Below are 7,123 nucleotides of genomic sequence, written 5' to 3' on the forward strand. Positions count from 1 at the left end.
GATTTTCTATGCTCTATCATAACGGGCAGGTTACAGAAATAACACACAGTTGGCCTGCCTTATGTCCTGCCGCCTTCGTTATAATCCGGCCATGAAAAAACACAGATCTTCTTCGAAGCCAAACAGAAAATCCCAAAGTAAAAACAACCGGAACGGGCGCAGACCCTGGTTCTGGAAAATGTTTGTTCGCGTGTCTGCCATCGGCCTTGTATTGCTGGCGGGTTGGATGGTTTACCTTGATGCCGTTGTTACCGACCGATTTGAGGGACGACGTTTTGAAGTGCCTTCGCGAGTTTACGCGCGGCCTCTGGAGCTTTATAACGGCGCAGGTGTGAGTTCCGGAGCTCTGGAGCGGGAGCTTACGCTTTCAGGCTATCGCAAAGGCGATGGTGCAAAACCCGGAACCTATAACCGCAATGGCGGATATTTTGCGATCAGCACCCGCGGCTTCCATTTTCCGGACGGTAATGAGCCCAGGCGAACGCTGTCCCTGAATATCTATGGTGATCGCATTCAGGATTTTTCAGTATTGTCCGGTGGCAAGGCGGCGATCGTGCGGCTGGAGCCGGCCCGCATTGGCGGAATTTATCCTGCACACAAAGAAGATCGAATTCTGGTGCGCCTGGATGAGGTTCCGGCGCTGCTTCCCGCTGCGCTTATGGCCGTGGAAGATCGGAAGTTCTATGACCATTTTGGCATTGCACCGCTCTCTATCGGCCGCGCCATGCTTGCCAATATGCGGGCAGGGCAGATTGTTCAGGGCGGCAGTACGCTCACGCAGCAACTGGTCAAAAACTTTTTCCTGACCCGGAATCAGACGCTGCTGCGCAAGGGTAACGAAGCGCTTATGTCGATTCTGCTCGAGTTGCACTACGAGAAAAACGACATACTGGAAACCTACCTGAACGAAGTGTATCTGGGGCAGGCGGGTACCCGAAGCATTAACGGCTTCGGGTTGGCCAGCCAATTCTATTTCAGTGAGTCACTGAAAGATCTGGATGTGCATCAGATTGCACTGTTGGTGGGTATGGTCAAAGGGCCAAGCTATTACAATCCGCGCCGGCATCCGGAGCGTGCGACTAAACGTCGGAATCTGGTCATCAGTGAGATGGAAGACGCAGGCCTGATTGATTCGTCGAAGGCTGCCCGCGCTCGAGGGCTATCGCTTGGCGTCAGCGCCAAACCGTCTTATTCGGAAAATCGTTATCCGGCCTACATTGATCTTGTGAGGCGCCATCTGGCAAGGGATTACAAAGAGGAGGATTTGCGCAGCGAAGGCCTCCGGATATTCACCACCCTGAATCCGGCTATTCAGTACGCAGCCGAATATGCTGTTACCGATACCTTGCCGAGGCTGGCCAGTGGCGATATGGCCGAAGCGCTGGAAGCGAGCCTTGTGGTGACCGCCAAGGATACCGGCGAAGTCCTGGCGCTGGTGGGTGGAAAAGACCCACAATTTGCAGGGTTCAATCGGGCCCTGGATGCGAATCGCCCGATTGGGTCATTGATCAAGCCGTTTACGTATCTGACCGCGCTGGAGCAGCCCGAGCGTTACACCCTTATGACGCCGGTGCTGGACAAGTCGTTCATGCTTGAATTTGATGATGGGCGACGCTGGCAACCGAAAAACTACGATGGCGAAGAGCGGGGCGACGTTCCACTGCACAGCGCTCTTGCGCACTCCTATAACTTGCCGGCGGTTCGCGTGGGGCTGGATGTTGGCGTTCCTGCGGTTATCGAGACATTGCGAGCCTTTGGTGTGGTCACGCCCATTTCTGAGTACCCCTCCATGCTGTTAGGCTCGGTTGCCATGAGCCCCGTGACCGTGGCTCAGATCTATCAGGGGCTGGCCACGTCAGGATTCAACACGCCGTTGCGCACCATTCGGGAAGTGACTGACGCCGGTGGCAAGGCGCTTTCACGTTACAGCCTGGAAGTGGATCAGGTGGCTGACCCGGCTGCGGTGCATCTGGTGCAGTACGCAATGCAGGAAACCATGCATGAGGGTACCGGGCGCTCGGCCTATTATTCGGTTCCAAAAGAATTGACGCTCGCCGGCAAAACCGGAACAACCGATGACGGTCGTGATTCCTGGTTTGCCGGATTCAGCGGCGATTTGCTGGCCGTTGCCTGGGTAGGGCGGGACGATAACGGCTCTACGGTGTTGACGGGTGCGACCGGCGCATTGCCAGTATGGTCACGGTTCATGGCACAGGTGCCGCAGCACGGATTTTCACCGGTGATTCCTGACGGCGTGAATTATCACTGGGTAAATTTTGAAAAACAGGCAATAACCGACGAGCATTGCGATAATGCGCGCCTTCTGCCGTTTATATCGGGTAGTGAGCCTACACAGAAGGTGTCTTGCTCAGGTACCCTTGAACGGAAAATTCGAGGTTGGTTTGAAGGGTTGTTCCAATGAGCAGGCAAGATGTGTTTCGTGTAAGTATGGTGGCGATGCTTTTGAGCTTGGCCGGATGCGCCTCTGGCCCGGGAGGCGCTATTTATGTGCCCGCAGAGGGTTCTCCTCGCGCGCCGGAACCACCGCGCACCACGGGCAACGATGAAGAACCGCAAGTCTGGCGTAAAAGCGAGCAGCCTGAAGTTAGTGAATCGGAGCAAAGCATCAGCAAACCGAGTTATCGCGATGCCGGTGATGAGCTGTCTCCGGCGGCTCTGAGTCTTGTTCGCGAAGCAGATAAACTGTTGAAAAACGGCGATGCTCAAGGGGCTATTGCTCGGCTGGAGCGTGCGCAACGGATCGCGCCCAGCTCTGCAGAGGTTTACTTTAAACTGTCGCAAGCCTATGTGGCGGGCGATAAATTTGGGCCTGCGGAGCAGTTTACCCTCAAGGGCTTGTCGCTGGCGGGGAACAATACGCGGCTGCAGCGCGCCGGTTGGCTGTTGCTGGCGGATATCCGCCGGGCCCGTGGTAATGTGGCAGGCGCCAGTCAGGCGGAGGATCGGGCGTCTGCGTTGTAACGGATGCCGTGCTTAAGACGCCTGCCCGAACATCTTGCGGGCAGGCGTCAAAACAGGCTATCGGGTCGGCTTTTTCAAAGAGTCGCCATCACTTTTTTCGCAGCTGCCGTTGTGTGTGCAATATCTTCATCTGACAAGGTCGCGTTGGTGAATCCAGCCTCAAAAGCGGAGGGTGCAAGGTAAATGCCTTCTTTGAGCATGCCGTGGAAGAATTTCTTGAAGCGCTCCACGTCGCAGGCCATTACCTGATCAAAGCGGGTGATGCTGGGTTCCTCGGTGAAGAAGAAACCGAACATCGCGCCGGCACCCTGAACCGCCAGCGGGATGCCCGTAGCGTCGGCAGCCGCCTTGAGGCCGTCACGTACCGCCAGGGTTTTCAGCACCAGGCGTTCGTGAAAGCCGGGTTCTGAAATGGCGTTTAACGTGGCAAGACCGGCGCACATGGCCAGTGGGTTACCGCTCAGCGTGCCGGCTTGATAAACCGGTCCCAGGGGAGCGATGTGCTCCATAATCTCCCGCTTGCCACCAAAAGCGCCTACCGGCAGCCCGCCACCGATGACCTTGCCAAGCGCCGTCAGATCGGGCTTCACGCCGTACAGGCCCTGAGCGCCGCCCAGCGATACTCTGAACCCGGTCATTACCTCGTCAAAAATCAGTACCGTTCCATACTCATCACAGACTTCCCGAAGGCCCTCCAGAAAACCCGGAACCGGCGGGATGCAGTTCATGTTGCCGGCAACCGGCTCTACAATAATGGCGGCAACCTGATCGCCTATCTTTTTGAACGCTTCACGCACACCGTCGATATCGTTGAAATCCAGCGTTAACGTGTGCTCTGCCAAGCTAGCGGGTATGCCGGGTGAGTTGGGTATGCCGAGGGTCAGTGCGCCAGAGCCTGCCTTTACAAGCAAAGAATCCACGTGGCCGTGGTAACAGCCTTCAAACTTCACAATTTTGTCGCGTCCCGTGAAGCCGCGGGCTAAACGGATGGCACTCATGGTGGCTTCTGTGCCCGAGTTCACCATTCTTACCAGATCAATTGAAGGCACCAATTCGCAGACTTTGCGCGCCATATGGGTTTCGATTTCCGTGGGCGCGCCATAGCCTACCCCCAGTTCTATCTGCGCGTGCAGGGCGTCTTTTATACGCTGATCCGAGTGGCCCAGAATCATCGGCCCCCAGGAGCCAATGTAATCGATGTAACGTTGGTCATCCTCGTCGTAAAGATAGGCGCCTTGAGCGCGTTTAAAAAAAATCGGAGTGCCGCCCACACCTCGGAAAGCCCGAACCGGGGAGTTCACGCCGCCGGGGATGTATTTCTGTGCCTGTTCGAACAGGGTTTCGGAGTGCGTCATGTGTCAGAGCTCCTGCTATCGGGGGATTGAAAAAGTTGGATGGTGGCTGGAAAACAGCCTCTGAAACGATTTTGCGTTTTGTTCAGTGGCCTCCGGACTGCCCCCGAAAAGCCCGCCTGCAACGGCCAGCAGGTCAGCGCCGGCGCGTATGAGCAGCTCGCCGTTCCCGGTCGTAATGCCACCAATGGCGGTTACTGGCAGGCCGAAGCGTTTTGCTTTCGCCAGTATATCGGTTGTTGCTGCGGGAGCGTCCGGCTTGGTCGATGACGCAAAGAAACGGCCAAATGCCAGGTAATTTGCACCGGCTTCCATCGCCGCCTTTGCCATTGCGAGATCTGCATGGCAGGTAATGCCGATAATTGCCCCATCGCCAAGCAGGCTGCGTGCTGTTGCGGCAGAACCATCAGACTGGCCCAGATGAACGCCTGCAGCGCCCACTCGCCTGGCAAGCTCAATATCGTCGTTGATCAGCAGCGGCACACCGGCGGCAGTGCAAACCGACTGGAGGTTTCTGGCCTGAGTCAGGCGTTCGGCCATCGGTGCGAATTTCTCGCGATACTGCACCAGCGTTGCGCCGCCACGAATTGCCGCCTCCACAGAAGCCGTTAATCGTTCCGGAGGCGTAAGGCGGCTGTCTGTTATCGCGTAAAGGCCGGTTGGGACGCGCGCGTTCATCGTTCCCACACAATACCCCGATCGGGAACCGGTTGTCCTCTGCCCACCGCAAGCGCATGCAAGATAGTGCCGCGCACGTAGTTCTGGGCCTGGGCGATGGCAGCATGGGGTAAAAGCCCCTGGGCCCGCCCGGCCGCAATCGCAGCCGCAAGCGTGCAGCCCGTGCCATGATACTCGCCGCCTATGCGCTCGATATCCCATGACATGGGCGTAGATGAACGGCTATACAGGGTGTTGACGATGTTAATGCCTGTGCCATGCCCGCCGGTTGCAAGCACCGACGCGCATCCCTTCTCAATCAATTTACGCGCCGCCTCGTCCGGGTTGTCACTTTCTCCCAGTAACGCCAGCTCTACGCCGTTAGGCGTGATCATTTCAGCCCGCGGGAACAACCGTTTTATCATGGCGGCCAGAAGCTCGTCATCCGCGAGATCGCCGCCGCCCGCGGCTTTAATGACAGGGTCGGTAATGACCGGGATGTTTGGGTGTTGTTCAAGAAATTCCACCAGTACCTCCACTACAGCCGCGTTGCCCAGCGCGCCTGTTTTAATGGCGTGTATCGGCGCGTCTTCGGCGACGCATCTGAGTTGCTGACGAATCAATTGCGGATTTACGGGCTCTGCACCGTATACATTTCGGGTGTCCTGAACGGTCAGGCACGTGAGAACCGGCAGTGGGTGGCACCCCAGCGATGTGATGGCCTGAATATCCGCTTGAATACCCGCACCCCCGGACGGATCCAGGCCGGAAAGAACAAGTACTTGGGGGCGGGTATAGTGTTTGATGGCTAAAACTCCCTAAAAAGGTTTAACGACGGCAAGAATGACAACGGCCAGCAAAATGAACACCGGCAACTCATTGAACCAACGATAGAAAACATGTCCGCGAGTGTTGAGATCGTCGCGAAACACCTTGACCAGGTGTCCACAATAAACGTGATAAACAATGAGCAGTGCGACGAGTGCCAGCTTTGCGTGCAACCAGCCCTGGCTGAAATAGCCGGATACATTGTAGCTGAGCAACCATACACCAAATATGACGGTGGCAATCATCGAGGGGGTGGTAATGCCTCGGTAGAGTTTCCGCTCCATTATTTTGAAGCGCTCGCGCCCAGGTTCGTCTTCACAAGCCGCATGGTAAACGAACAGTCTTGGCAGATAAAAAATGCCCGCAAACCAGCACACCATGGAAATTATATGAAAGGCTTTAACCCACAACATTGGTCAGCTCCGTCGATATTGGTAATAGCTTTCGATATCAGATTTAAGCACTACGCCATAAATCCGTTGAATCATCGGCGCCACATGGCGTTGTACATACAAGGCTTCGGCACTGGTCGCTTCAAACTCGTGCAAGGCTTCTTCCAGAGTGGCCTGATACTGCACCGGCGCAATGTCACGACGGTTTGCGGGGATATTCATCAGATCAATGGATTCCGGTAACTCCTCCTCTTTGTCGGCTGCGATCTCCGCAGAGTCTTCCATAAACCGTGCCAGATCGACGGCGGGCAGAAGGGACGTTGGTCCGTTGCTACCCTCAATCAGCAGCCATTTAGGCTCAGATTTTAGCGCTTTTCTGGCCTCTTCGACCGTCAGATGTCTTTCGACGCGCAGAATACTTTTGTCCATGATCGCGGCCACCGAGACCCGGCGCAATGCCTGAATGACCGGCGAATTCTGATAACTCAGGCCCTGGCTTTTCAACACGGTCAGAAACAGGGATTTTTTCCCGAAGGCCTCGCTGGTGATGAGGTTGGAGGTCGTGATGATAAGCATACCCGGAAGGATGATGTTCGGGTTTCGAGTCAGTTCCATCAGCGCCATTAGCGCAGCCAGGGGTGCTTGCAGCACTGCGCCCATCATGGCGCCCATTCCCAGCATCGCGTAAAAACCAACAGATGAAGCATGGATGGGTATGATCTGTGCGCCAACCAGCCCCATCGCCCCGCCAATCGTAGCGCCCATGAAAAGTGTGGGGCCAATAATACTGCTGGGCATTCCCAGGCCAACCGTGAGGGCGGTAATCACAAGTTTGGCCATGCCCACGCTGAGCAAAAGCCAGAGCCCGAGTTCGCCATTAATGGTTGCATTAACGGTATCGTAGCCAATTCC

Annotated in this window: 7 protein-coding genes; 2 read left to right on the plus strand and 5 right to left on the minus strand. The window is 56.0% G+C overall.

Annotated features, from left to right (window positions below; all coding sequences use genetic code 11):
• Nucleotides 1–91: 91 nt before the first annotated feature.
• A complete protein-coding gene (gene mrcB, locus ENI00_RS06615) occupies nt 92–2,422 on the plus strand; it encodes a penicillin-binding protein 1B (protein WP_414674224.1) in 2,331 nt (776 codons plus the stop codon).
• Entirely contained in the window at nt 2,419–2,982 is a 564-nt protein-coding gene (locus ENI00_RS06620) for a tetratricopeptide repeat protein (RefSeq protein ID WP_304100640.1), read from the plus strand. Before mrcB ends, ENI00_RS06620 begins: the two co-directional genes overlap by 4 nt.
• Before the next feature lie 74 nt (nt 2,983–3,056).
• Here ENI00_RS06620 and hemL read toward each other — a convergent pair whose 3' ends face one another.
• The 5 genes from hemL to ENI00_RS06645 form a co-directional block, all read right to left on the minus strand.
• Entirely contained in the window at nt 3,057–4,337 is a 1,281-nt protein-coding gene (gene hemL, locus ENI00_RS06625) for a glutamate-1-semialdehyde 2,1-aminomutase (protein ID WP_304100642.1), read from the minus strand.
• Between the two features lie 15 nt (nt 4,338–4,352).
• A complete protein-coding gene (gene thiE / locus ENI00_RS06630; RefSeq protein ID WP_304100644.1) occupies nt 4,353–5,021 on the minus strand; it encodes a thiamine phosphate synthase in 669 nt (222 codons plus the stop codon).
• Entirely contained in the window at nt 5,009–5,797 is a 789-nt protein-coding gene (locus tag ENI00_RS06635; protein ID WP_349740382.1) for a hydroxymethylpyrimidine/phosphomethylpyrimidine kinase, read from the minus strand. Before ENI00_RS06635 ends, thiE begins: the two co-directional genes overlap by 13 nt.
• A 12-nt stretch (nt 5,798–5,809) precedes the next feature.
• Entirely contained in the window at nt 5,810–6,232 is a 423-nt protein-coding gene (gene hemJ, locus ENI00_RS06640) for a protoporphyrinogen oxidase HemJ (RefSeq protein ID WP_304100646.1), read from the minus strand.
• Nucleotides 6,233–6,235: 3 nt separating this feature from the next.
• Nucleotides 6,236–7,123: chloride channel protein (locus ENI00_RS06645; protein WP_304100647.1), on the minus strand; the 888-nt coding region annotated here is incomplete at its 5' end.

The sequence above is a fragment of the Marinobacter antarcticus genome (assembly GCF_011049865.1).
GTDB lineage: Bacteria > Pseudomonadota > Gammaproteobacteria > Pseudomonadales > Oleiphilaceae > Marinobacter > Marinobacter antarcticus_A.

Bases quoted from the DNA above. Each gene is read 5' to 3' on its own strand.
- mrcB (WP_414674224.1), top strand. From the start codon at position 92: ATGAAAAAACACAGATCTTCTTCGAAGCCAAACAGAAAATCCCAAAGT.
- ENI00_RS06620 (WP_304100640.1), top strand. From the start codon at position 2,419: ATGAGCAGGCAAGATGTGTTTCGTGTAAGTATGGTGGCGATGCTTTTG.
- hemJ (WP_304100646.1), bottom strand. From the start codon at position 6,232: ATGTTGTGGGTTAAAGCCTTTCATATAATTTCCATGGTGTGCTGGTTT.
- hemL (WP_304100642.1), bottom strand. From the start codon at position 4,337: ATGACGCACTCCGAAACCCTGTTCGAACAGGCACAGAAATACATCCCC.